Consider the following 21,094-nt stretch of genomic DNA (forward strand, 5'->3'; position numbering starts at 1 on the left):
GCCGCTATGTTGCGCGTCTTCGCGCGACGCATCGGTGCGTCTGTTGGGCGCACCTGAGAGGCATTCGCATCTCGAACATCGGTCTTTTTCGCGGGTGCGGCGCCAGCGTCATTGAGCCGTTTGAATCGGTTCCATTCGTGGTCTAGAAGGGCGCGACTCCTTCGAGGATTCCATGAACGCGTTCCTTCTTCAGTACCTCCCCATCGTGATCTTCCTAGGGATCGCGGCGGTTCTGGGGGTCGTCTTCATCCTCGCCTCGGCGGTTCTCGCCCCCAAGGCGCCGGACCCCGAAAAGCTCTCGTCCTACGAGTGCGGCTTCAACGCCTTCGACGATGCGCGCATGAAGTTCGACGTCAGGTTCTACCTGGTCTCGATCCTGTTCATCATCTTCGACCTCGAGGTGGCCTTCCTGTTCCCCTGGGCGGTCTCGCTCATGAACCTGCCGCAGGACGTGGCCCAGTTCTCCTTCTGGTCGATGATGTCCTTCCTGGGCGTGCTGACCGTCGGCTTCATCTACGAATGGAAGAAGGGCGCCCTGGAATGGGAGTGATCGTTCCCGCGGGTTCCGCCCCCGCGCTCTCGGCCGGTCGCTCGACCGTCGAGGGCTACAACCCCAAGCTCCACGACCCCTTCTTCGACGGCGTCTCCAGTGAGCTCGCCGACAAGGGCTTCATCACCGCCGCCGCCGACGACCTGATCACCTGGGCGCGCACCGGTTCGCTGATGTGGATGACCTTCGGCCTGGCCTGCTGCGCCGTCGAGATGATGCACGCCTCGATGCCGCGCTACGACCTGGAGCGCTACGGCTTCGCGCCGCGCGCCAGCCCGCGGCAGTCCGACGTGATGATCGTCGCTGGCACCCTCTGCAACAAGATGGCTCCCGCCCTGCGCAAGGTCTACGACCAGATGCCGGAGCCGCGCTACGTCATCTCCATGGGCTCGTGCGCCAACGGCGGCGGCTACTACTATTTCAGCTACTCCGTGGTGCGCGGCTGCGACCGGATCGTGCCGGTGGACATCTACGTCCCCGGCTGCCCGCCGACGGCTGAGGCCCTGGTCTATGGTGTGCTGCAGCTGCAGAAGAAGATCCGCCGCACCGGGACCATCGAGCGATGAGCTGGCCGGTGGAGATCTCCACGCTTGAAAGCCTGGGCCAGCAACTGGTCGCCGACAGCGCCGGCGCCGTGGCCGGCTATTCGTTGGCTTTCGGGGAATTGACCCTGACGGCTCCGGTCGGCCGCGTCGTCCAGGCCCTGACCCTGATGCGCGACAAGTTCGGCTTCGCCCAGCTGATCGACCTCTGCGGTGTCGACTACCCGGAGCGCCCGCAGCGTTTCGACGTGGTCTATCACCTGCTGTCGCTTACGAAGAACCAGCGCCTGCGCCTGAAGGTGCAGACCGACGAGGACACCGCTGTTCCCACGGTCACCGGGGTCTACCCCTGCGCCGACTGGTATGAGCGCGAGGCCTTCGACATGTATGGGATCTTCTTCGAGGGGCATCCCGACCTGCGCCGCATCCTCACCGACTACGGTTTCCACGGGCATCCGCTGCGCAAGGACTTCCCGATGACCGGCTATGTCGAGCTGCGCTACGACGACGAACTGAAGCGCGTGGTCTATGAGCCCGTGAAGTCCGTCGAGTTCCGCAACTGGGACTTCCTCTCACCGTGGGAAGGCGCCGACTATGTCCTGCCCGGTGATGAGAAGTCGCCCGGGACCGGTGGCCCGCATCCGGGAGCTCCGAAGTAGATGGCCGACGACGCATCCCTGACCACGCTCTCGGAAAACGAGATTCCGGTCCGCAAATTCAACATCAACTTCGGCCCGCAGCACCCCGCGGCCCACGGCGTTCTGCGCCTGGTCCTGGAGCTGGACGGCGAGGTCGTGGAGCGGGTCGACCCGCACATCGGCCTGCTGCATCGCGGCACCGAGAAGCTGATGGAGTACCGCACCTACCTCCAGAATATCCCGTACTTCGACCGCCTCGACTACGTGGCGCCGATGAACCAGGAACACGCCTTCTGCCTGGCCATTGAGAAGCTCCTGGACCTTGAGGTTCCGATTCGCGGCCAGCTGATCCGGGTGATGTATTCCGAGATTGGCCGCGTCCTGAACCACCTGCTGAACGTCACGACCCAGGCCATGGACGTCGGCGCGCTCACTCCGCCTCTCTGGGGCTTCGAGGAGCGCGAGAAGCTGATGGTCTTCTATGAGCGGGCCTGCGGCGCGCGGCTGCACGCCAACTACTTCCGCCCCGGCGGCGTCCACCAGGATCTGCCCGAGGCGCTGATCAACGACATCGACGACTGGGCCGCGGCCTTCGCCCGTCCGGTCAACGACATCGACAAGCTGATCACCGGCAATCGCATATTCAAGCAGCGCAACGTCGATATCGGCGTGGTGACGCGCCAGGAGGCCATCGACTGGGGCTTCTCCGGCGTCATGGTGCGCGGCTCCGGCATCGCCTGGGACCTGCGCCGCAGCCAGCCCTACGAGTGCTACGACGAGATGGACTTCGAGATTCCGCTCGGGCTGAACGGTGACTGCTATGACCGCTATCTCTGCCGCATGCAGGAGATGCGTGAATCCACCAAGATCATCCGCCAGTGCGTTGATCGCCTTCGCAAAACCCCCGGCCCGGTCCTGACCGAGGACAACAAGGTCTCGCCGCCGCGTCGGGGTGAGATGAAGCGCTCGATGGAAGCGCTGATCCACCACTTCAAGCTCTATACCGAGGGCTTCCGTACTCCGGAAGGCGAGGTCTACGCGGCCGTCGAGGCGCCCAAGGGCGAGTTCGGCGTCTTCCTGGTGAGCGACGGCGGCAACAAGCCCTATCGCTGCAAGATCCGCGCGCCGGGCTATCCGCACCTGGCGGCCATGGACTGGATGGCCAAGGGCCACATGCTGGCCGACGTCTCAGCGATCATCGGGTCGCTGGACATCGTGTTCGGGGAGGTGGACCGGTGAGCGCGCCCGCCTGCATTTCGACCTTCGACGTCGTGGACGGCCAATTCGAAGCCTATAACAGCCAGAACCTCTCGGCCTTCTGCGCCTACTACGCCGACAATGCGGTGCTGGCCGATTTCAATGGCGCGATCACCGCCGACGGGATCGACGCCATCCGCACACGGCATGAGAAGCTGTTCTCCGACTTCCCGCAGAACAAGGCCGAGTTGCTGGCCCGGGTGGTCATCGGCTCGCGCGTCATCGACCACGAACGGGTCGCCCGCACGCCCGGCGGCGACACCTTCGAGGTCGCGGCCATCTACACCATCTCGGACGCCAAGATCGTCCGGGTCGACTTCGTGAAGTGAGGCTCTGATCGTGAGCGTTCGACGCCTTTCCGCAGATCAACCCGCCAGCTTCGCCTTCTCGGCCGAGACGATGAAGCAGGTTCAGTGGTGGATCTCCAAATACCCGGACGGCCGCCAGCAGTCGGCGGTGATCCCGGTCCTGTGGCTGGTGCAGAAGCAGGAGGGCTGGGTGTCGGAGCCCGCCATCCGCGCCGTCGCCGAGCTGCTGAAGATGGCCACCATCCGGGTCTACGAGGTCGCCACCTTCTATACGATGTTCATGCTGGAGCCGGTGGGAACGATGGCCCTGGTGCAGGTGTGCGGCACCACGGCCTGTCAGTCGCGCGGCTCCGAGGCCCTGCTTGAGGTCTGCCGCAAGCGCTTTGGCCCAGACAGCCACCGCTCGGCGGACGGCAAGTTTTACTGGCAGGAAGTCGAGTGCCTTGGCGCCTGCTCCAACGCGCCCATGGCGGCCATCAACGACCGCTATTACGAGGACCTCACCGTCGAGGGCTTCGAAAAGCTTCTGGACGCCTTCGCCGCCGGCCAGACGCCGCCGGCCGGCTCCGAGATCGGCCGTCAGGGCAGCGCCGTCCTGGGCGGCAACAGCACGCTGAACGACCCCAAGCTCTATGACGGGTCGGCCGCCAAGCCGATCAAGTCGCTGCCGAACGCCGCCCCCAAGGGTAAGGCCAAGGCGCCTGTCGCATGACAGAGGCCGAGGTCGCCAAGCGCCGGTTCACGGTCATGGTCGCGGTCTCCGCGGCCAGCGTCTTCGTGGCCATCGCGGCGATCGTCTGCGCCTTTCGGTTCAGCCAATCCTGGCTGCTGGTCGTCTTTGGGGTCGCGCTGCTGATCGGGTTCGGCGCGCAAATCTGGTTCATCGCGGGCTCGCCGCCCGCGAAAAAGGGAGTGTAGGGGGTCTTGGTCGGCATCCTGGAAGACAAGGACCGCATCTTCACCAACATCTACGGGCTCCAAGACTGGGGCCTGGAAGGTGCGAAGGCGCGCGGCTGCTGGAACGCGACCCGCGAGATGCTGGGTCAGAGCCACGAATGGGTCTGCGAGCAGATCCGTGAGTCCGGCCTGCGGGGCCGGGGAGGCGGGGGCTTTGTCACCGGCTTCAAGTGGACCCTGATGCCGCAGCAGCTCAGCGAGCGGCCCCACTATCTGGTGGTCAACGCCGATGAGTCCGAGCCCGGCGCCTGCAAGGACCGCGAGATCATCCGCAATGATCCGCACCTACTGATCGAAGGCTGCATGATCGCCAGCTACGCGATCCGCGCCCACACTGCCTACATCTATATCCGAGGCGAATACGTCGCCGAACGCGAGCGTTTGGAAGCCGCCATCAAGCAGGCCTATGCGGCCAAGCTGATCGGCAAGGACAACGTCAACGGCTGGGACTTCGACCTCCACGTCACCCATGGGGGCGGCGCCTATATCTGCGGCGACGAGACCGCGCTGATGGAGAGCCTGGAGGGCAAGAAGGGCCAGCCGCGCCTGAAGCCGCCGTTCCCGGCCGGCGCCGGCATCTATGGCTGCCCCACCACCATCAACAACGTCGAGTCCATCGCTGTCGTCGGCACGATCCTGCGCCGTGGCGCCGGCTGGTTCTCGAGCTTCGGCCGACCCAAGAACGCCGGCACCAAGCTGATGGCGGCCTCGGGTCACGTGAACAAGCCGAGCGTGGTCGAAGAGGCCATGTCCATCCCCATGCGCCAGCTGATCGAGGATCACTTCGGCGGCGTACGCGGCGGTTGGGGCAAGCTCAAGGCGGTGATCCCGGGCGGGGTCTCCATGCCGATGATCACCCGTGAACAGGCCGAGACCGTCCTGATGGACTTCGACGACCTGCCCCGCGTGCAGTCGCGCCTGGGCACGGCCACCATGATCCTCTTCGACGAGGACACCGATCTGGTCCGCGTGATCGCCCGGGTCTCGCGCTTCTTCAAGCATGAGAGCTGCGGCCAGTGCACGCCGTGCCGCGAAGGCACCGGCTGGATGTGGCGGGTGATGGAACGCATGGTCACCGGCGAGGCCGAGATGCGCGAGATCGACATGCTGCTCGACGTCGCCTCCCAGGTCGAGGGCCACACCATCTGCGGCCTCGGCGACGCCGCGGCCTGGCCGATCCAGGGGCTGTTCCGCAACTTCCGCCACGAGGTGGAGGATCGGATCACCAGCTATCGCGCGGGCAAGCCGCATGTTCAGGGCGCCGCCCTGGTGGCGGCGGAGTAGTCGTATGCCTAAAGCCAAGGTCAACGGCGTCGAGGTCGAGTTCGAGCCCGGCATGACGGTTCTGCAGGTGGCGGAACTGGCCGGGGAAGAGATCCCGCGTTTCTGCTATCACGAGCGCCTGAGCATCGCCGGCAACTGCCGCATGTGCCTGGTGGAGGTGAAGCCCGGCCCGCCCAAGCCGCAGGCGTCCTGCGCCCTGCCGGCCTCCGACGGCCAGGAAATCATCACCAACTCGCCGATGGTCAAGAAGGCCCGCGAAGGGGTGATGGAGTTCCTGCTCATCAACCACCCGCTGGATTGCCCGATCTGCGACCAGGGCGGCGAGTGCGATCTGCAGGACCAGGCCATGGGCTATGGCCGCGACGACAGCCGTTATGGCGAGAACAAGCGCGCGGTCGAAGAGAAGTTCATGGGGCCGTTGATCAAGACGGTCATGACCCGCTGCATCCAGTGCACCCGCTGCGTCCGCTTCATCACCGAAGTGGCCGGCGTGCCGGACATCGGTCTCATCTCCCGCGGCGAAGACGTTGAAATCACGACCTATCTCGACAAGGCCGTGGCCAGCGAACTGTCGGCCAACGTCATCGACCTCTGCCCGGTCGGCGCCCTGACCTCCAAGCCCTACGCCTTCAACGCGCGCCCCTGGGAGCTGAAGAAGACCGAGAGCGTCGACGTGATGGACGCCCTCGGCTGCTCGATCCGCGTCGACAGCCGGGGCCCCGCGGTCCTGCGCGTCCTGCCGCGCCTGAACGAGGACATCAACGAGGAGTGGATCAGCGACAAGACCCGCTACGCTGTGGACGGTCTGTCCCGCCAGCGCCTCGACAAGCCCTATGTCCGTGAAGCCGGCAAGTTGCGTCCGGCCACCTGGGCCGAGGCGCTGAGCCTAGTGGCCTCCAAGCTGAAGGCCGCCAGCCCCGACCGCATCGGCGTCATCGCCGGCGACCTGCAGGACGCGGAGTCCATGAAGGCCGCCAAGGACCTGTTCGGCTCCCTGGGCGTCACCAGCCTGGACTGTCGTCAGGACGGAATGGCCCTGGGCGCAGGGACCCGCGAGACTTGGCTGTTCAACTCCACCATCGCCGGCGTCGAAAACGCCGACATGATCCTCTTCGTGGGGACCAATCCCCGCACCGAGGCGCCCGTCCTCAACACCCGGTTCCGCAAGCGCTGGGTCGCCGGCGCCCTGGAAGTCGGCGTCATCGGCGAACAGGCCGACCTGACCTTTGGCTACGAATACCTCGGCGCGGGCGCCGCCAGCCTGTCGGGGCTGGCCAAGTCCAAGTCCGACTTCGTCAAGCGCCTGAAGGACGCCAAGAACCCGGCCATCATCATCGGAGCCGGAGCCCTGGGCCGGGCCGACGGCGGAGCCATCGCCAAGGCGGCGGCCGATGTGGCCAAGGCCTTTGGCATGACCTGGAACGTGCTGCACACCGCCGCCAGCCGTGTCGGCGGCCTGGACCTCGGCTTCATCCCGGGCGAGGGCGGCAAGACCGCCGCCGAGATGGCGTCCAAAGGCGCCCTCGACGTGCTGTTCCTGATGGGCGCCGACGAGATCGACGTCACCGCCAGCGACGCCTTCACCATCTATATGGGCACGCACGGCGACGCCGGCGCGCACAAGGCCGACGTGATCCTGCCCGGCGCGGCCTACACCGAGAAGGACGGCCTCTATGTGAACACCGAGGGCCGGGTCCAGCTGGGCCAGCGCGCGGTGTTCCCGAAGGGGGAGGGGCGTGAAGACTGGTCCATCCTGCGGGCGCTGTCGGACCGCCTGGGCGCGACCCTGCCCTACGACACCCTGGCCCAGTTGCGCGCCAAGCTGTTCGCCGACCACCCGACCTTCGGGCGGATCGACTACGCCCCGGGCGCGGCGGCCTCGGCCATTGACCTTTCGGGGATCGCGGCGGCCGGGACGGCTACCGACGCGCCGCTCGTCAGCGGGGTGCGCGCCTTCCACCTGACCAACCCCATCGCCCGCGCCAGCGTGACGATGGCCGAGTGCGCGGCCGTGGCGGCCGACGCCTCCAAGATCGCGGCGGAGTAGGGGATGGATCCGACCATCAATTTCTGGGCCACCGAGCTCGGCTGGACCCTGATCACGGTCGGCAAGATCATGCTGATCGTGCTGCCCCTGCTGGTCTGCCTGGCCTTCTTCATGTTGGCCGACCGCAAGATCTGGGCGGGTGTCCAGATGCGCAAGGGTCCCAACGTGGTGGGTCCCTTCGGCCTGCTGCAGTCCTTCGCCGACCTGATCAAGTTCGTGCTCAAGGAACTGGTCATCCCGGACGGCGCCGACAAGACGGTGTTCCTGTTGGCCCCGGTGCTGACCTTCCTGCTGTCCCTGGTGGGCTGGGCGGTGATCCCGTTCGCGCCGGGCTGGGTGCTGTCCAACATCAATGTCGGCGTGCTGTACCTGTTCGCCATCAGCTCGCTGGGCGTCTACGGCATCATCATGGGCGGCTGGGCCTCCAACTCGAAGTACCCCTTCCTGGGCGCCCTTCGCTCCGCCGCGCAGATGGTCTCCTATGAGGTCTCCATCGGCCTGGTGATCATCACGGTGATCCTGCTGAGCGGCAGCATGAACCTGACCACAATCGTCGAGAAACAGGCCGGCGGGTTCTGGAACTGGAACTTCCTTGGCGGCGGCCTGCACAACTGGCCCATCGCGATCGTCATGTTCGGCATGGCGGTGATCTTCTTCATCTCGGCCCTGGCCGAAACCAACCGCCCCCCCTTCGACCTGCCCGAGGCCGAGTCCGAGCTCGTGGCTGGTTACCAGGTGGAATATTCCTCCAGCCCGTTCCTGCTCTTCATGATCGGCGAGCTGGTGAACATCGTGCTGATGTGCTCGCTGATCACGGTGCTGTTCTTCGGCGGGTGGCAGGCGCCCATCGACTTCGCCTTTGTCCACCAGTGGGGAGACATGGCGCAGGGCTTCTACGGCCTGATGTGGTTCTTCCTGAAGACCTGCTTCTTCTTCTTCCTGATCGCCATGGCCAAGGCCATCGTGCCTCGCTACCGCTACGACCAGCTCATGCGCCTGGGCTGGAAGGTCTTCTTGCCCACCGCCGGTGTCGCTGTGGTCCTGGTGGCGGCCTGGCGCGTCTTCGGGCCCACCGCGGCATGAGGATCCTGGTCGTCATCTCCAGCATGATGCTCTGCGCCGCCTGCGCCAGCGGCGTCACGCCTGATGGCGGCGTGGCGAGCTATGACGCCCTCAAGAAGGCGCGCGATGTGTGCCTGGCCAAGGGCGGCGACCTGCAGCTGGCGAAGGAAGGTGATCCCCAGTCCATCACCGCCTACGTCTGCAAACGAAAGTGACCGCGATATGATGCAGCGTATTACCCAGGCCGTGAAAGGCGCGGCCCTGATGGACTTCGTCGGCGCCTTCGGCATGGCCATGAAGTACATGGTCCGCCCCAAGGCCACAGTGCTTTATCCGCACGAACGCGGGCCGCAGTCGCCCCGCTTCCGGGGCGAGCATGCCCTGCGTCGCTATCCGAGCGGCGAAGAGCGCTGCATCGCCTGCAAGCTGTGCGAGGCCATCTGCCCGGCCCAGGCGATCACCATTGAGGCCGAGCCTCGTGAGGACGGCAGCCGCCGCACGACCCGCTACGACATCGACATGGTCAAGTGCATCTATTGCGGCCTGTGCCAGGAGGCCTGCCCGGTCGACGCCATCGTCGAAGGCCCGAACATCGAGTTCGCCGTGGAGACCCGCGAAGAGCTCTACTACGACAAGGAACGCCTGCTCGATAACGGGGATCGTTGGGAGCGGCAGATCGCGAAGAATCTGGAACTGGACGCGCCCTACCGGTAAGACCCGGGCGCGATTCCGAAAGCTAATCACCGCGTCGCCGTCAGGCGCCGGTCACTGAAATTGAGGGGCTGAGAAGAGCCGTCATGGCCGTTCACGCGATCGCATTCTATCTGCTGGCGACGGTGACCCTGGTCGCCGGTGTCTGCGTGGTTTCGGCCCGCAGCCCGGTGCACTCGGTGTTGTTCCTCATCCTGGCCTTCTTCTCCGCCGCGGGCCTGTTCGTGATGCTGGGGGCCGAGTTCCTCGCCATGCTCCTGGTGGTCGTCTATGTCGGCGCGGTCGCGGTGCTGTTCCTCTTCGTCGTCATGATGCTGGATGTCGACTTTGCCTCGCTGCGGCAGGGCTTCGCCCGCTACATGCCCCTTGGCGCGGGTGTCGCCGGCATCCTGGCCTTCGAGATGATCCTGGTCTCCACCGCCGTCTCGACGGGCGGTGCGGCGCGGCTCAACGACACGCCGCAGGCCTCGGACGCGGATATCTCCAACGCCGAGACCATCGGGCGGGTGCTCTACACCGACTACATCTACTTCTTCCAGGCGGCGGGTCTGGTGCTGCTGGTGGCCATGATCGGCGCCATCGTATTGACCCTGCGCCATAAGCCCGGCGTGCGCCGGCAGGTGATCGCCGACCAGGTGGCGCGCGGGCCGAAGACCGGCATGCGGGTCATTTCCATCAAACCCGGCGCGGGGATCGACGAATGAGCATCGGGCTCGCCCACTACCTGGCGGTCGCCGCGATCCTGTTCACCATCGGGGTGTTCGGGATCTTCGTGAACCGCAAGAACATCATCGTCATCCTGATGTCGATCGAGCTCATCCTGCTCGCGGTGAACATCAACCTGGTGGCCTTCTCGGTCTATCTGCACAACGTGACGGGGCAGATCTTCGCCATGTTCGTGCTGACCGTCGCCGCGGCCGAGGCCGCGGTCGGCCTGGCCATCCTGGTGACCTTCTTCCGCAACCGCGGCGACATCGCCGTGGACGACGTTTCCGTGATGAAGGGTTGAGGACCCGAACATGACTCCTCAGCTTCTTGTCACCATCGGCGTCTTCGCGCCCTTGATCGCCGCCTTGATCGCCGGCCTGTCGGGCCGCCGCATCGGCAACCTGGCCTCGCAGGCCATCACCACGGGCGCGCTGTTCCTCTCCTGCGCCATCGCCTGGACCGCCTTCCATGGGGTGATCTGGGGCGACTGGCCGGCCAAGTTCACTGTCCACCTGCTGCCCTTCATCAATATCGGCGACTTCCAGTCAAACTGGTCGATCCGCATCGACACCCTGTCGGCCGTCATGCTCGTGGTGGTGACCAGCGTCTCCTCGCTCGTCCACCTCTACTCCTGGGGTTACATGGCCGAGGACCCGTCCAAGCCGCGGTTCTTCGCCTATCTGTCGCTGTTTACCTTCGCCATGCTGGCGCTGGTCACCGCCGCTGACTTCATGCAGCTGTTCTTCGGCTGGGAAGGGGTGGGCCTGGCGTCCTACCTGCTGATCGGCTTCTGGTTCCACAAGCCGACGGCCAACGCAGCCTCCATCAAGGCCTTCGTGGTCAACCGCGTGGGGGACTTCGGTTTCGCGCTCGGCATCATGACCGTCTTCTGGATGTTCGGCACGATCCAGTTCGCCGAGATTTTCCCGCGGGTGACCGAGTTCGCCACCACGGGCTGGTTCTTCGCCGGCCACTGGTTCCATGCTGTGGACCTCGCCTGCGCCCTGCTGTTCGTGGGCGCCATGGGCAAGTCGGCGCAGTTCTTCCTGCACACCTGGCTGCCGGACGCCATGGAGGGCCCGACCCCGGTCTCGGCCCTGATCCACGCCGCCACCATGGTGACGGCCGGCGTCTACATGGTCTGCCTGCTGTCGCCGATGTTCGAATACGCCCCGGTGACCAAGCAGATCGTCACCCTGGTGGGCGCCATCACCGCCCTGTTTGCAGCTACGGTTGGCCTGGCCCAGAACGACATCAAGCGGGTCATCGCCTATTCGACCTGTTCGCAGCTCGGCTACATGTTCTTCGCCGCCGGCGTGGGCGCCTATCAGGCCGCCATGTTCCACCTCTTCACCCACGCCTTCTTCAAGGCGCTGCTGTTCCTGGGCGCGGGCTCGGTGATCCACGGCATGCACCACGAGCAGGACATGCGGAAGATGGGCGGCCTGTGGAAGTACCTGCCGGTGACCTACGCGGTCATGACCATCGGCACCCTGGCGATCACCGGCTTCGGCATCCCCGGGACCGACATTGGCCTCGCGGGCTTCTTCTCCAAGGACACCATCATCGAGGCGGCCTACGCCGCGGGCGAGCACAATCCGGTGGCTTTCTTCGCCTTCCTGGTCAGCCTAAGCGCGGCGGGCCTGACGGCCTTCTATTCCTGGCGTCTGTCCTTCATGACTTTCCACGGCAAGGCCAAGTGGGCGCATGATGATCACGCCCACGCCGACCACGCCCATGGCGCCGACGACCACGCCAGCCCCGCCCAGATCGAGACCCACAGCGAGCCGCTCCCGGACGACCACCATGACGCCCATGGCCATCATGGGGCCCACAGGCCCCACGAGAGCCCGCTGGTGATGCTGGTCCCGCTGGCGCTCCTGGCGGTCGGAGCGGTGTTCGCCGGCTACGCCTTCGTCGAAGCCTTCGTGGGCGAGGACCGCAACGCCTTCTGGCGCGGCGCCATTTTCAACGCCCCCGCCAACCAGGTGCTCGAGCACGCCCACCACTCGCCGACCTGGCTACACTGGGCGCCGCTGGTGGTCTCGGCCATCGGCTTCGCGGCAGCCTGGTTCTACTACATCGCCAACGAAGGCATGGGCGCGCGGATCGCCGCCAAGAAGGGGCCGTTGTGGAGCTTCCTCTACAATAAATGGTACTTCGACGAGATCTATGAGGCGACCTTCGTGCGGGCCACCCGGCTGCTGGGCGACCTGTTCTGGAAGGTCGGCGACCAGAAGATCATCGATGGTCTTGGCCCCGACGGTGTCTCGGCGGTGTCCTACGACGTCGGGCGCCGGGCGGGTCTGCTGCAGACCGGCTACGTCTATCACTACGCCTTCGTCATGCTGTTGGGCGTGCTGGGTCTGCTGACCTTCGCCGTCTTCCAGTGGCAGGCCTGAGGGGGAGTGAGATCATGACTGGCCTGCTTTCCCTGATCACCTACGCGCCGCTGCTCGGCGTGGCCGCCATCCTGGTGCTGCGCTTCTTCGCCAAGAGCGAGGACGAGAAGACCGTTAGCGCCGGCAAGTGGATCGCCTTCGTCACCACCCTGGCGACGCTCGCCCTCTCCATCGTGCTGGTGGCGGAGTTCGATCCCGCCAATCCGGGCTTCCAGTTCGTCGAGGACGCCAACTGGTTCGCCGGGATTCACTACCGCATGGGCGTGGACGGGATTTCGATCCTGTTCGTCCTGCTGACCGCCTTCCTGATGCCCATCTGTATCGCGGCCTCGTGGAAGTCGATCGAGACCCGCGTGCTGGAATACATGATCGCCTTCCTGGTCCTGGAGACCCTGGTGATCGGCGTGTTCTGCGCCCTGGACCTGGTGCTGTTCTACGCCTTCTTCGAGTTCGGCCTGGTGCCGATGTTCCTGATCATCGGCATCTGGGGCGGCAAGCGCCGGGTCTATGCAGCCTACAAGTTCTTTCTCTACACCCTGCTGGGTTCGGTCCTGATGCTGGCGGCGATCCTCGGCATGATCGGCATCGCCGGGACCTCCTCGATCCCCGAACTGATGGTCTACAAGTTCGATCCGGGCCTGCAGATATGGCTGTGGCTGGCCTTCTTCGCCTCCTTCGCGGTGAAGATGCCCATGTGGCCGGTCCACACCTGGCTGCCTGACGCCCACGTCGAGGCGCCCACGGCGGGCTCGGTGATCCTGGCCGGCATCCTGCTGAAGATGGGCGGCTACGGTCTCCTGCGCTTCAGTCTGCCGATGTTCCCCCAAGCCTCGGAGTACTTCACGCCCCTGGTCTTCGCGCTGAGCGTCATCGCGATCATCTACACCTCGCTGGTGGCCTTCCGTCAGACCGACATCAAGAAGCTGATCGCCTATTCGTCGGTGGCCCACATGGGCTTCGTGACCATGGGCATCTTCTCCGGCAACGACATCGGCGTGCAGGGCGCGATCTTCCAGATGCTGAGCCACGGCGTGATCGCCAGCGCGCTCTTCCTCTGCGTCGGCGTGGTCTATGACCGCATGCACACCCGCGAGATCGCCTTCTACGGCGGGCTGGTGAACCGCATGCCCTGGTACGCGGCGGTGTTCATGCTCTTCACCATGGGGAATGTCGGTCTGCCGGGCACCTCGGGCTTCGTGGGCGAAATCCTCACCATGACCGGGGCCTACGGCGTCTCCACCTGGACGGCGATCTTCGCCGCCAGCGGCGTCATCTTCTCGGCGGTCTATGCGCTCAGCCTCTATCGCCGGGTGATCTTCGGGGAACTTACCAACCCGGCCCTGGCCGAGATCAGCGACCTCGACTGGCGCGAGGTGGCCATCTTCGCGCCGCTGATCGCCTCGACCCTCTATCTCGGTATCTATCCGGCCGCCGTCTTCGACCTGACCCAGGCGTCGGTCGACAACCTTGTCGCGCTCTACAGCGCGGCCATCGGCGCCTAGGGGCCTCTCCATGACCTTCTCCGCCGATATCGCCCTTGCTGGTCCGCAACTGACCCTCGCTATCGCGGCCCTGGTGCTGCTGGTGTTCGGGGCCTTCGCGCCGCGCGCCACCACGGTGATGACCCTGGGCTCGGTCGCCGCCCTGGCGATCGCCGCCTACTACGCGGCCTTCGGGACGCAGGGGCGCGGCTTTGCGGGCGGCCTGGTGGCTGACGACGCCTCGGCCTTCAGCCAGGTGGCGATCTTCATCGCCAGCGCCATAGCCATCCCCCTGGGCCAGAAGTGGTTCGCCCAGCGCAACATCCGCAACTTCGAGTTCCCGGTCCTCATCCTGCTGGCCGCGCTCGGCATGGCCATGATGGTCTCGGCCGGCGACCTGATCTCGCTCTATATCGGCGTCGAACTGCAGTCCCTGGCGCTCTACGTGCTGGCCGCCATGCACCGCGACGACGCCAAGGCGTCGGAGGCGGGGCTGAAGTACTTCGTGTTGGGCGCCTTATCGTCGGGCCTGCTGCTCTACGGCGCCTCGCTGATCTACGGCTTCGCCGGCTCCACGAAGTTCGACGAGATCGCCGTCGCGGTTCAGGCCGGGGCCGGGACGGGCGTGCTGTTTGGCCTGGTCTTCCTGATCTGCGGCTTGGCCTTTAAGGTCTCCGCCGCCCCGTTCCACATGTGGACCCCCGACGTCTATGAAGGCGCGCCCACGCCCGTCGTGGCCTTCTTCGCCGGGGCGCCCAAGCTGGCCGCCATGGTGCTGTTCGCCCGCGCGCTGAGCGAGGGCTTCTCCGGCGCCTCGGCCCAGTGGGGCCAGGTGCTGGTGATCATCGCCCTGCTGTCCATCGGCGTCGGCGCCTTCGCCGGTCTCGCCCAGAACAACCTCAAGCGCCTCTGGGCCTATTCCTCCATCGCCAATGTCGGTTACGCGGTCCTGGGCCTGGCCTCGGGCACGGCCGAGGGCGTGCAGGCCATGCTGGTTTTCATGGTCCTCTACATGGTCGACGTGACCGGGTTCTTCGCTTGCCTGGCGGCCCTCTCGCGGGCCGGCAAGCCGATGGAGACCATCCAGGACATGGCCGGTCTGATGAAGGAACGCCCCGGCATCGCCCTGGCCATGACCGCGTTCTCGCTGTCGGCCCTGGGTCTGCCGCCGTTCTCCGGCTTCTGGGCCAAGTTCTATGTCTTCAAGGCGGCCATCAATTCCGGTCTCGGCGTCGCCGCCGTCATCGGCCTCGTGGGCAGCGTCGTGGCGGCCTACTACTATCTGCGCCTGATCAAGGTGATGTGGTTCGACGGCGGCGTGGGCGGGACCGACACCCCGCCCCTCGAGGCCAAGACCATCGCCATCGCCGCGGCCCTGTTCTCCTTCCCGCTGGTTCTCGGCGCCCTGATCTTCATCGACCCGCTGGCCAAGGCCGCCGCGGCCGCCTTCGGCCTGGCCTAGGTGACGATCCCGCCGGTCGAGTCCTACGACGAGATCGATTCCACCAACGCCGAGGCGCGTCGTCGCGCCGAGGCCGGTGAAACCGGGCCCGTCTGGATCACGGCCTTGACCCAGACCGCCGGACGGGGCCGCCGGGGCCGCGACTGGCAGACCAAGGTCGGCAATCTCGCCGCCACCCTTCTGTTCACCACCGACAAGCCGGCGGGTGAGGCGGCCCAGATCTCCTTCGTCGCCGCCCTGGCCGCCGCCGATCTCGCCGAGACCTGCCTGGGCCCCGGCGCGGCCACAGTGAAGTGGCCCAACGACCTGCTGGTGCACGGCCGCAAGGCCGTCGGGATCCTGGTGGAGTCGGGTCCGCTGCCGGATGGCCGCATCTGGCTGGCGGTCGGCATCGGGGTCAATCTCGCCCACGCTCCGCAGGATGTGGAGCGCCCGGCCGCGGCCTTCGCCGAATTCATGCAGGGTCCGCCGCCATCACCGCGCGCGGCCCTCGACGTCCTGGCCCAGGCCTTCGAGCGCTGGCGCGTGGCGTGGGAGCAGGACGGCTTCGCCCCCATCGCCAAGGGCTGGACCGACCGCGCCCACGGCCTTGGACAACCCTGTGAAGCCCGTCTTCCCAACCAGACCCATCGCGGCGTCGCCGAAGGGCTGGATGCGGATGGAGCGCTGCGCCTGCGGCTGGACGACGGTGCGGTTCTGCGCATAACCGCCGGCGATGTTTTCTTCGGGGAGGCCTGAGATGCTGCTCGCCATCGAACAGGGCAACACCAACACGCTCTTCGCCGTGCACGATGGGACCAGCTGGATCGCCCAATGGCGGGCGGCCACTGATTCCAGCCGCACGGCCGACGAATACGCCGTCTGGCTGTCGCAGCTTCTCAACATGGCCGGGCTGCAGTTTGGCGTGCTGGACGCATGCATCATCTCCAGCGTGGTGCCGCAGTCGATCTTCAACCTGCGCAATCTCTCGCGCCGTTACTTCCACGTGGAGCCGCTGGTGATCGGCGAGAACGCCGACCTGGGCATCCCGATCCGCATCGACAAACCCTCCGAGGCCGGCGCCGACCGCCTTGTGAACGCAATCGGGGCGCATATCGTTTATCCGGGGACGCTGATCGTCATCGACTCCGGCACCGCCACCACCTTCGATGTGATCGCCGCGGATGGCGGATTCGAGGGCGGCGTGATCGCGCCAGGCATCAATCTGTCGATGGAAGCCTTGCACAGTGCGGCGGCGAAACTGCCCCGCGTCGCCATTCAGAAGCCCCAGCGAGTTCTGGGCAAGGACACAGTCGGAGCCATGCAGTCAGGCGTTTTCTGGGGCTATGTCGCCCTCATCGAGGGGCTCATCGCCCGTCTCAAGGCCGAGTGGGGCGAACCCATGACCGTCGTGGCCACCGGCGGCGTCGCCAGCCTGTTCCATGGCGCGACCCAGGCCATTGACCATTTCGATCCGGACCTGACCATTCGCGGCATGCTGGAAATCTCACGGCGCAACCCGCGCCCGACGGCGGTGACTTGATGGCCCAGATCAAGGCGAAAGCCGACGACGAACTCGTCTTCCTGCCGCTCGGCGGCTCGAACGAGATCGGCATGAACTTCAATCTCTACGGCTACGGCCCACCGCACGCGCGAAAGTGGATCGTGGTGGACCTGGGCATCACCTTCGGGGATCAGACCACGCCCGGCGTCGAGATCATCCTGCCCGATCCGACCTTCCTGGAGGCGCACAAGAAGGACATCCTGGGGATCGTCCTGACCCACGCCCATGAGGACCATATCGGCGCGGTGGCCCGTCTGTGGCCGCGCCTGGGCGGGCCGCTCTACGCCACCCCCTTCACCGCCTTCCTGCTGCGCGAGAAGCTGCGGGAAAATCCCGCCGCCGCCGACGCGGTGATCACCGAGGTGCCCCTGGGTGGGAAGGTGACCCTGGGTCCCTTCGAGATCGACCTGATCACCCTGACCCACTCGATCCCCGAGCCCAACGGCCTGGCGATCCGCACCCCGCTCGGCACCATCCTGCACACCGGCGACTGGAAGATCGATCCGGACCCCGTCCTGGGCAGCGTCACCGACGAAGACGCCATCCGCAAGCTTGGGGACGAAGGCATCCTCGCCATGGTCTGCGACTCGACCAATGTCTTCGTCGACGGCACGGCCGGCTCCGAGGCTGATGTCCGCGACGCCCTGGGGGACCTGATCAAGGGCCTGCATCACAAGGTGGCCGTGGCCTGTTTCGCTTCCAACGTGGCCCGGATGGATTCGGTGATCCGCGCCGCTGAGGCCGCCGGTCGTCGGGTCTGCCTCGTGGGCCGCTCCATGCACCGCATGTCGGCGGCGGCCAAGTCGGTCGGCATGATGGCCGACCTCAAGCCTTTCATCGCCGACAATGAGGCCCGGGATTTCCCCGAGGACCGCATCCTCTATCTCTGCACCGGCAGCCAGGGCGAGGCCCGGGCCGCCCTGTTCCGTATCGCCGACGGCTCCCACCCCTTCGTGAAGCTGGGGCAGGGGGACGCCTGCATCTTCTCGTCCCGCGTCATCCCTGGGAACGAGGTGCCGATCCGCGCCCTGCAGAACCGGCTCGCCGACCGCGGCGTGCGCCTCTACACCGAGCGCGACCACCCGGGCATCCACGTCTCGGGCCATCCGTGCCGCGATGAGCTCGCCCAGATGTACGCCTGGGCGCGGCCGGAGATCGCCGTCCCCACCCACGGCGAGCGCCGCCACCTGCTGGAACACGCCGCCTTCGCCAAGGATCTGCAGGTGCCGCAGACCGTCTCGCCCCGCAACGGTGACATGGTCCGCCTGGCGCCTGGCCGCGCCGAGATCATCGACGAGGTCCAGGCCGGCCGAATCTATGTCGACGGCGGCATGCTGACGCCGGAGAACGGCGACGCCCTGCGCGAACGCCGCCACGCCGCCTTCAACGGCATGCTGGCGGTCTCCGTCGCCCTCGACCCGCGGGGCAAGATCGTCTCCGGGCCGCAGGTCCGGGCGCTCGGTCTTCCCGCCGAGGAAGACTACCCCATGGAAGACATGATGGACGACCTGGCCGACGAGGCCGAGCGCGCCCTGGACCGTCTGAAGGGTGGTGAGCGGGACGACGATGAGGCCATCGAGAAGGCTATCTCGCGGGCGGTGAAGAAGGCCAGCCAGCGGGTCTGGGGGCGACGTCCCGTCGTCGAGACCACCGTGCTGCGAATCTAACTTCCCGACCGCTCGGACTTGTTTCGAGCCTTGGCTATGGTTTGATGTCCCCGGCTCGCCGCCCGCGAGCCCTGCGAGGGCGCGCGCCATGACGCACCCCGCACCAGGGAGGGCGTCTCAATGTCCGCATTCGCCGGCGTGCGCATCGTCGACTTCACGCAAGGGCTGGCCGGGCCCATGGCCGCCATGATGCTGGGGGACTTCGAGGCCGACATCATCAAGGTCGAGCCGCCGCAGGGCGACCGGATGAGGGATCATCCCGGCTACCTGGCCTGGAACCGCAACAAGCGCTTGCTGACCCTCGATCTCGCCACCGAGGCTGGGATAGGCGCGGCCCGTGACCTGATCGCCCGCGCCGACGTCGCCCTGTTCGACCACCATCCAGGCCAGCTCGAGGCCCTCGGCCTGGACGCCCGGACGATCACCGCGGCCCATCCCCACCTGATCCATGCCTGGATGCCGCCCTATGGGACGACCGGGTCCTGGAGCCAGCTGCCGTCGCACCACAGCCTGTTGACTGCGCTGAGCGGCGTCGCCTTCCGGCAGGGCGCCTATTCCGACCAGCCGATCCATCTGATCCTGCCGCTCTGCCACTATGGTCAGGCTGTGATGGGCGCCGCCGCCATCAGCGCGGCCCTGCTGGAGCGCCACCGCAGCGGTAAGGGCCAGGCGGTGACCGTCAGCGGCTTGCACGGCGTCTCCGAGGTGACCGGCCCGGTCCGGGTTCTTTCCGACCCACCATTGCCGCGTGGCGCGCCCTTGGGAGCCTCGCCCAGCTACCGGCTCTACGAGTGCGGCGATGGCCAGTGGTTCTTCCTGGCGACCCTGTTTGTGGCCTTCTATCACCGCGCCATCCAGGCCCTGGGGCTTGGCGATCACTGGGAGACCTTCGCCTCGGACCCACTGCTGGCCCGCGAGGCCCTGAAGGCGGTGTTCAAGACCCGCCCCCGCGCCGAGTGGCTGGAGCTGCTGCAGGCCAACGGGGTCCCCTGCGCGCCGGTTGGTCCCCGCGAGCCCTGGTTCGCCGGCGAGGCCGTGGCCGCCGCCGAGGCCCGCGTGACGCTGGACCATCCCGAGCTCGGCCCCGTCCACATGCCCAATGTGCCCTCGCGCCTCTCGGTCACCCCCGGCTCGGTACGCCACCTGGCCAAGCCCCTCAACGGCCACGCCTGGCCCGAGCGGCCCCACCCGCAGCCCACCGGCGCCAATGACCGGCCGCAGCCGCTGTCGGGGATCAAGGTGCTGGACCTGGGCACGGTGATCGCCGGCGCCCATGCCGGCGGGGTGCTGGCCAATCTCGGCGCCGACGTGATCAAGATCGAGCCGATCGAAGGCGACCCCTTCCGCAGCAATGGCGGTGGCTTCATGGCCTATAGCCGGGGCAAGCGGGGCCTGGGCATCGACCTCAAGCAGCCCGCCGCCCGCGAGATGTTCTTCGACCTGGTGCGCGGCGCCGACGTCATTCTCGACAACTATCGCTTCGGCGTGCGCGAGCGCCTGGGCATCCACTATGCGGCGCTCAAGGCCATCAATCCGCGCATCGTCTCCTGCTCGATCAACGCCTATGGCGACAAGGGCGCTCGCGCCGTCCTGCCGGGGTTCGACCCGCTGTTGCAGGCCGAGGGCGGGATGATGGCGGCCCAGGGCGGGGAGGGGGAGCCGGTGCTCCACACCATTCCGGTCAATGACGTGGCCACCGCCGCCGTGGTCGCCTTCTCCATCATCGCGGCCCTCAATGCCCGGGAGACAACCGGGGAGGGGCAGGAGGTGGTCACCAGCCTGATGGCCCAGAGCCTGACCTTCCAGCTTGGCGAAGTCACCACCTATGAAGACCGCCCGCCCAACGACGTCGGCGCCGAGGACTGTCTCGGGCTCCGGGCCCTGCATCGATACTACCAGTGCGCCGACGGCTGGATCGCCCTGGTCTGCGAGACAAGGGAGGAGGCAGACAGCGTGTGCGGGGTTCTGCGCATCCCCCTGCCGGCCAACGCCCTCACCGCGCCGCGGGACGGTCATCTGGCCCGCGCCCTGGAACTGGCCTTGGCCACCCGCATGCGCGACGGCGTCCTGGCCGAACTGCTGGCTCAGGGCGTGCCCTGCGCGCCGGTGCTGCGCGGCTACGAGGCCTTCGAGAGCGAATGGCTGTGGGAGAATGACTTCTTCGAGGTCTGGCGGCACCCGCGCCTGGGGGACATGCTCGGCGTGCGCGCCTATGCCGACTTCGCCCGCGGCGCCAGCGGCTTCCAGCGCCCCACGCCCGACCTCGGGCAGCACAGCGGCGAACTGCTGGAGGAGATGGGCTATTCGCACGCCCACATCGCCGAGCTGTTGGCCGCCGGCGCCATCTTCGGCCCCGCCGCGAACCTGGCCCACCTGCGGGACGGCGGCACGGCGCTGTTCACGCAGTAGGCGTGAAGACGCTCCCCTAACCCCGCGGAAGTCGTCTATACCGCCCTCGCAAAGCGCGAGGCGGAC

General features: G+C 66.6%; 21 protein-coding genes. All 21 read left to right on the top strand.

Going from position 1 to position 21,094, the window contains the following annotated elements:
• Positions 1-172: 172 nt before the first annotated feature.
• The 21 genes from OCL97_RS00445 (at position 173) to OCL97_RS00545 (ending at position 21,028) form a co-directional block, all read left to right on the top strand.
• Positions 173-550 carry an NADH-quinone oxidoreductase subunit A gene (locus OCL97_RS00445; RefSeq protein ID WP_304780104.1) on the top strand — a complete coding sequence of 126 codons (378 nt, stop codon included), beginning with the start codon at positions 173-175 and terminating at the stop codon, positions 548-550.
• Entirely contained in the window at positions 520-1,116 is a 597-nt protein-coding gene (locus OCL97_RS00450; protein ID WP_304780107.1) for a NuoB/complex I 20 kDa subunit family protein, read from the top strand. The genes OCL97_RS00445 and OCL97_RS00450 overlap by 31 nt, the downstream gene beginning before the upstream one ends.
• The gene (locus OCL97_RS00455; RefSeq protein WP_377366642.1) at positions 1,113-1,751 is read left to right on the top strand and encodes an NADH-quinone oxidoreductase subunit C; all 639 of its coding nucleotides are present in this window, start codon (positions 1,113-1,115) and stop codon (positions 1,749-1,751) included. The genes OCL97_RS00450 and OCL97_RS00455 overlap by 4 nt, the downstream gene beginning before the upstream one ends.
• Positions 1,752-2,969 (top strand): NADH-quinone oxidoreductase subunit D, encoded by a 1,218-nt coding sequence (locus OCL97_RS00460; RefSeq protein ID WP_304780113.1) that lies wholly within the window; start codon positions 1,752-1,754, stop codon positions 2,967-2,969.
• Entirely contained in the window at positions 2,966-3,316 is a 351-nt protein-coding gene (locus OCL97_RS00465) for a nuclear transport factor 2 family protein (protein ID WP_377366644.1), read from the top strand. The genes OCL97_RS00460 and OCL97_RS00465 overlap by 4 nt, the downstream gene beginning before the upstream one ends.
• A gap of 10 nt (positions 3,317-3,326) precedes the next feature.
• The gene (gene nuoE / locus OCL97_RS00470) at positions 3,327-4,007 is read left to right on the top strand and encodes an NADH-quinone oxidoreductase subunit NuoE (RefSeq protein ID WP_377366646.1); all 681 of its coding nucleotides are present in this window, start codon (positions 3,327-3,329) and stop codon (positions 4,005-4,007) included.
• On the top strand, positions 4,004-4,213 hold the full coding sequence (locus OCL97_RS00475) for a hypothetical protein (protein WP_305704854.1): 210 nt from the start codon (positions 4,004-4,006) through the stop codon (positions 4,211-4,213). The genes nuoE and OCL97_RS00475 overlap by 4 nt, the downstream gene beginning before the upstream one ends.
• A gap of 6 nt (positions 4,214-4,219) precedes the next feature.
• The gene (gene nuoF / locus OCL97_RS00480; RefSeq protein WP_304780122.1) at positions 4,220-5,536 is read left to right on the top strand and encodes an NADH-quinone oxidoreductase subunit NuoF; all 1,317 of its coding nucleotides are present in this window, start codon (positions 4,220-4,222) and stop codon (positions 5,534-5,536) included.
• A 4-nt stretch (positions 5,537-5,540) separates the two neighbouring features.
• A complete protein-coding gene (gene nuoG / locus OCL97_RS00485; RefSeq protein ID WP_377366649.1) occupies positions 5,541-7,583 on the top strand; it encodes an NADH-quinone oxidoreductase subunit NuoG in 2,043 nt (680 codons plus the stop codon).
• 3 nt (positions 7,584-7,586) lie between these two features.
• The gene (gene nuoH, locus OCL97_RS00490; RefSeq protein ID WP_377366651.1) at positions 7,587-8,666 is read left to right on the top strand and encodes an NADH-quinone oxidoreductase subunit NuoH; all 1,080 of its coding nucleotides are present in this window, start codon (positions 7,587-7,589) and stop codon (positions 8,664-8,666) included.
• Entirely contained in the window at positions 8,663-8,860 is a 198-nt protein-coding gene (locus OCL97_RS00495; RefSeq protein ID WP_304780131.1) for a hypothetical protein, read from the top strand. Before nuoH ends, OCL97_RS00495 begins: the two co-directional genes overlap by 4 nt.
• Before the next feature lie 7 nt (positions 8,861-8,867).
• Positions 8,868-9,359 (top strand): NADH-quinone oxidoreductase subunit NuoI, encoded by a 492-nt coding sequence (gene nuoI / locus OCL97_RS00500; protein ID WP_304780134.1) that lies wholly within the window; start codon positions 8,868-8,870, stop codon positions 9,357-9,359.
• 83 nt (positions 9,360-9,442) lie between these two features.
• The gene (locus OCL97_RS00505) at positions 9,443-10,060 is read left to right on the top strand and encodes an NADH-quinone oxidoreductase subunit J (protein WP_304780137.1); all 618 of its coding nucleotides are present in this window, start codon (positions 9,443-9,445) and stop codon (positions 10,058-10,060) included.
• Positions 10,057-10,365, top strand: a complete 309-nt coding sequence (gene nuoK, locus OCL97_RS00510; protein ID WP_304780140.1) for an NADH-quinone oxidoreductase subunit NuoK — start codon at positions 10,057-10,059, stop codon at positions 10,363-10,365. The genes OCL97_RS00505 and nuoK overlap by 4 nt, the downstream gene beginning before the upstream one ends.
• A gap of 10 nt (positions 10,366-10,375) precedes the next feature.
• A complete protein-coding gene (nuoL, locus tag OCL97_RS00515; RefSeq protein ID WP_377366653.1) occupies positions 10,376-12,466 on the top strand; it encodes an NADH-quinone oxidoreductase subunit L in 2,091 nt (696 codons plus the stop codon).
• Positions 12,463-13,968, top strand: a complete 1,506-nt coding sequence (locus tag OCL97_RS00520; protein WP_304780169.1) for an NADH-quinone oxidoreductase subunit M — start codon at positions 12,463-12,465, stop codon at positions 13,966-13,968. The genes nuoL and OCL97_RS00520 overlap by 4 nt, the downstream gene beginning before the upstream one ends.
• 10 nt (positions 13,969-13,978) lie before the next feature.
• Positions 13,979-15,409 (top strand): NADH-quinone oxidoreductase subunit NuoN, encoded by a 1,431-nt coding sequence (gene nuoN, locus OCL97_RS00525; protein WP_377366655.1) that lies wholly within the window; start codon positions 13,979-13,981, stop codon positions 15,407-15,409.
• A complete protein-coding gene (locus OCL97_RS00530) occupies positions 15,410-16,147 on the top strand; it encodes a biotin--[acetyl-CoA-carboxylase] ligase (protein ID WP_377366657.1) in 738 nt (245 codons plus the stop codon).
• A 1-nt stretch (position 16,148) separates the two neighbouring features.
• Positions 16,149-16,931, top strand: a complete 783-nt coding sequence (locus OCL97_RS00535) for a type III pantothenate kinase (protein WP_377366659.1) — start codon at positions 16,149-16,151, stop codon at positions 16,929-16,931.
• Entirely contained in the window at positions 16,931-18,619 is a 1,689-nt protein-coding gene (locus OCL97_RS00540; RefSeq protein ID WP_377366661.1) for a ribonuclease J, read from the top strand. Before OCL97_RS00535 ends, OCL97_RS00540 begins: the two co-directional genes overlap by 1 nt.
• Before the next feature lie 120 nt (positions 18,620-18,739).
• Complete coding sequence (locus tag OCL97_RS00545) at positions 18,740-21,028, top strand: CaiB/BaiF CoA transferase family protein (RefSeq protein WP_377366663.1); 2,289 nt, start codon at positions 18,740-18,742, stop codon at positions 21,026-21,028.
• Positions 21,029-21,094: the final 66 nt, after the last annotated feature.

The sequence above is a fragment of the Phenylobacterium ferrooxidans genome, assembly GCF_042714595.1.
GTDB classification, from domain to species: domain Bacteria; phylum Pseudomonadota; class Alphaproteobacteria; order Caulobacterales; family Caulobacteraceae; genus Phenylobacterium; species Phenylobacterium ferrooxidans.

Excerpts from the sequence above, each read along its gene's own strand:
- OCL97_RS00445 (WP_304780104.1), top strand. The coding sequence starts at position 173 with ATGAACGCGTTCCTTCTTCAGTACCTCCCCATCGTGATCTTCCTAGGG.
- OCL97_RS00450 (WP_304780107.1), top strand. The coding sequence starts at position 520 with ATGGAAGAAGGGCGCCCTGGAATGGGAGTGATCGTTCCCGCGGGTTCC.
- OCL97_RS00455 (WP_377366642.1), top strand. The coding sequence starts at position 1,113 with ATGAGCTGGCCGGTGGAGATCTCCACGCTTGAAAGCCTGGGCCAGCAA.
- OCL97_RS00460 (WP_304780113.1), top strand. The coding sequence starts at position 1,752 with ATGGCCGACGACGCATCCCTGACCACGCTCTCGGAAAACGAGATTCCG.
- OCL97_RS00475 (WP_305704854.1), top strand. The coding sequence starts at position 4,004 with ATGACAGAGGCCGAGGTCGCCAAGCGCCGGTTCACGGTCATGGTCGCG.
- nuoG (WP_377366649.1), top strand. The coding sequence starts at position 5,541 with ATGCCTAAAGCCAAGGTCAACGGCGTCGAGGTCGAGTTCGAGCCCGGC.
- nuoH (WP_377366651.1), top strand. The coding sequence starts at position 7,587 with ATGGATCCGACCATCAATTTCTGGGCCACCGAGCTCGGCTGGACCCTG.
- OCL97_RS00495 (WP_304780131.1), top strand. The coding sequence starts at position 8,663 with ATGAGGATCCTGGTCGTCATCTCCAGCATGATGCTCTGCGCCGCCTGC.
- nuoI (WP_304780134.1), top strand. The coding sequence starts at position 8,868 with ATGATGCAGCGTATTACCCAGGCCGTGAAAGGCGCGGCCCTGATGGAC.
- OCL97_RS00505 (WP_304780137.1), top strand. The coding sequence starts at position 9,443 with ATGGCCGTTCACGCGATCGCATTCTATCTGCTGGCGACGGTGACCCTG.
- nuoK (WP_304780140.1), top strand. The coding sequence starts at position 10,057 with ATGAGCATCGGGCTCGCCCACTACCTGGCGGTCGCCGCGATCCTGTTC.
- nuoL (WP_377366653.1), top strand. The coding sequence starts at position 10,376 with ATGACTCCTCAGCTTCTTGTCACCATCGGCGTCTTCGCGCCCTTGATC.
- nuoN (WP_377366655.1), top strand. The coding sequence starts at position 13,979 with ATGACCTTCTCCGCCGATATCGCCCTTGCTGGTCCGCAACTGACCCTC.
- OCL97_RS00535 (WP_377366659.1), top strand. The coding sequence starts at position 16,149 with ATGCTGCTCGCCATCGAACAGGGCAACACCAACACGCTCTTCGCCGTG.
- OCL97_RS00540 (WP_377366661.1), top strand. The coding sequence starts at position 16,931 with ATGGCCCAGATCAAGGCGAAAGCCGACGACGAACTCGTCTTCCTGCCG.
- OCL97_RS00545 (WP_377366663.1), top strand. The coding sequence starts at position 18,740 with ATGTCCGCATTCGCCGGCGTGCGCATCGTCGACTTCACGCAAGGGCTG.